We start from the raw sequence: 2,532 nt of genomic DNA, 5'->3' as shown, positions 1-2,532 counted from the left end.
AGATCATCCGCTGGCAGTCGTGCAGGTCCGTAGACAACATGGGGCTCCAACACTGAAAATCCTGTAAATTCTAATATCCCCCGGTGCAATGGACGCAGCATGCCATTTAGATTGCCATTTAATCCCCCCGTAATATAATCGGTTGACTGACCGCCTGTTGTGAATGATAGCAATGCTTTCTTTTCTTTAAACACACCGTTTTGATAGATTTTTCCCTGGCCATAAGCGCGGCCCATAGCGAAAACCCTGTCTACCCATCCCTTAAGTATAGCAGGTACCGTAAACCACCATAACGGAAATTGCCAGATCATTAGGTCGCACCACTCCAGCTTTTGCAATTCAACTTCAATTATATCGGCAAAGCCATTATTTTGCGCGGCATAAAGTTCTTCTAATTGTTGTTTCAGGAATACGGGATCGTGTATTGTCTTAAAGTTCCGGCGGTCAGAAACCGGGTCGAATTGCATCGCGTACAAGTCGGAGGTTTGCACCTGGTGGCCCCGCATGTTTAAAGTTTCCACTGCTGTATGGTACATGGTTCCATTCATACTATTTGGCTCATGATGAGCATATACGATCAAAATATTCATACTTATGTCTTAATTTTCTATTTATGATTCAAAGCTACTGGCAATGTTTTTAATTTGTGAGTGTGACAACCGGATGTTAGCAACACACAAAATTGTAAGTTATGACTACTAGAAAAGAGCTGTCTACAAACAGCATGAACCGCAAAGAACTGATGGATTTTTGTGGTATTGTATATTCCATGGACATACTCTCAGGAAGATGGAAAATGGTAATCCTGGATAAGTTGGAACCTAAAGCACTCCGGTACAATGAAATCAAGCAGCTGCTCCCAAACGTAACTGACCGCATGCTAACTTTGCATCTGAAAGAAATGGAAACTGACGGTTTAATAATCAGATCAGCGCTCGCTGAAGTACCGGTTAAGGTGACCTATAAGCTCACTGAAAGTGCCAGAGCATTGGTGCCGGTTTGGAAGGCTTTGGACACTTGGGGCAAAAATCACAGAGCCACCAGGAAAAAAGGTATTTAATTCATCGTTCTTTTTGTTAAGTGATCTTTTCAAGACTCGTCATTATTGAGTTTATTGCCTTTAATCGTTTCAAACACCGATGAAAAATTAGCATTGTTGTAGCCGTTCAGCACAGTGGTCTCCATGTGGTGCTTTAAGGGTAATACAAGATCGACCGGAATACCGATAGTCTTGTAGGTATCAATCAGATTTTCGAAAGATGTGGTTTGCATATCCAACCTTGCTGCAACATGGTCTGCATAAGATTTTGAATCGATGTCTTCGCCCATTCTTGACAAAGTTTGAGTCATCGCTTGTAACCATTGCACGACCATCGGGGTGAACTCCCGGGCCTTAACCTGGGCCGATTTGATTAACGCAATGCTTTGGAGGTAACCACTGAACATGCCATACATTGCTGCAAGCAGGGCCAGATCATAAAGCGCAGCCCGGCCTGGATCTTCGTCGATAAAGTGGCAGGTTCCCAATGTGGTCAGCAACTCTTTATGATGATTAAATGCAGTCTCAGACCCACTAAATAACAATAAAGCATTGCGTTGCCCTAACATAGGTGGGATGGCCATAATGCCCCCATCAAGGTAATGTGCGCCTGCTGACATCAGGTAATTTGCGGTTTGACGCGACTGAATTGGTGATCCGTTAGTTAGATTTATGATCAACTTATCAGCCATTAAATTATGCAAGGGCCGGAGCAGCGAATCTACTACGCCATAGTCTGATAAACTGATGATTACGACCTGACTGCTCATAATGGCCTCAGTGACGGTGCTCGCAGTAATCGCACCTTCCGGCTCCAGTACAAGACTTTTATCGACAGTTCTATTCCAGGTAGTGATCCGGACATTTTCTTTTAGTAAGGTTTTGGCAATAGCTGTTCCCATTTTTCCCAGTCCTAAAACAGTAACAGCAGTGCGTGTTTTCTTATTTTCCATTATTTTTGATTTTAGCTGTAAAAAAAACGAAGTTGAATCGCTGAAACAAGCGGGGAAAAAATATTCAGATGCGGATAATTTTATCCTATTGGTAAACAATAGACGTATTACTATTTTTGTAATGCAGCAGATAACAATATGTACGAAAAGAAAATACCTAAAACTTTCACTTGTGGTTTAACGGTGATCATGGAAATCATGGGAGGAAAATGGAAATCTTATCTGATTTATCTGATCCATACAGGCTTAAGGCGTCCATCTGAGCTTCAAAAAAGGATTAAAAGTGCTAATCGCCGGGTGCTGGACCTGCAACTTCGTGAACTTGAATTCCACCACATTGTAAAGCGGGTAATATACCCTGAAACACCGCTTAAAGTTGAATATTTTTTAACAGATTTCGGTGAAACTTTATTGCCGGTGATAGGGGCTATGGATAGTTGGGGAACTGATTTTCTCGAAGAATTTAAATCACTTATGCAAGCTAAACAAGCTTGACCGGAAATGCAATCACAGGATTTTTACTTGCAGACATGACTGTTC

4 protein-coding genes are annotated in these 2,532 nt (G+C 42.0%); 2 read left to right on the top strand and 2 right to left on the bottom strand.

Annotation, left to right across the window (positions count from 1 at the left end):
• The coding region (locus tag HDC92_RS24905; protein WP_183877578.1) for an NAD(P)H-dependent oxidoreductase at nt 1-590 on the bottom strand (590 nt) is incomplete at its 3' end.
• A gap of 101 nt (nt 591-691) precedes the next feature.
• On the opposite strand from HDC92_RS24905, the gene HDC92_RS24900 reads away from it, so the two are divergent.
• The gene (locus HDC92_RS24900; protein ID WP_183877577.1) at nt 692-1,060 is read left to right on the top strand and encodes a winged helix-turn-helix transcriptional regulator; all 369 of its coding nucleotides are present in this window, start codon (nt 692-694) and stop codon (nt 1,058-1,060) included.
• A 29-nt stretch (nt 1,061-1,089) separates the two neighbouring features.
• Here the strand turns inward: HDC92_RS24900 and HDC92_RS24895 are convergent, their stop codons facing one another.
• Entirely contained in the window at nt 1,090-1,992 is a 903-nt protein-coding gene (locus HDC92_RS24895) for an NAD(P)-dependent oxidoreductase (protein WP_183877576.1), read from the bottom strand.
• Nucleotides 1,993-2,130: 138 nt separating this feature from the next.
• Here HDC92_RS24895 and HDC92_RS24890 point away from each other — a divergent pair, with 138 nt between their 5' ends.
• Entirely contained in the window at nt 2,131-2,487 is a 357-nt protein-coding gene (locus tag HDC92_RS24890; protein ID WP_183877575.1) for a winged helix-turn-helix transcriptional regulator, read from the top strand.
• Nucleotides 2,488-2,532 lie beyond the last annotated feature (45 nt).

The sequence above is a fragment of the Pedobacter sp. AK017 genome (genome assembly GCF_014200825.1).
GTDB lineage: Bacteria > Bacteroidota > Bacteroidia > Sphingobacteriales > Sphingobacteriaceae > Pedobacter > Pedobacter heparinus.
The sequence above is the reverse complement of the archived record's forward strand: the minus strand, read 5'-3'. Positions and strand labels throughout refer to the sequence as shown.

Bases quoted from the DNA above. Each gene is read 5' to 3' on its own strand.
- HDC92_RS24900 (WP_183877577.1), top strand. From the start codon at position 692: ATGACTACTAGAAAAGAGCTGTCTACAAACAGCATGAACCGCAAAGAA.
- HDC92_RS24895 (WP_183877576.1), bottom strand. From the start codon at position 1,992: ATGGAAAATAAGAAAACACGCACTGCTGTTACTGTTTTAGGACTGGGA.
- HDC92_RS24890 (WP_183877575.1), top strand. From the start codon at position 2,131: ATGTACGAAAAGAAAATACCTAAAACTTTCACTTGTGGTTTAACGGTG.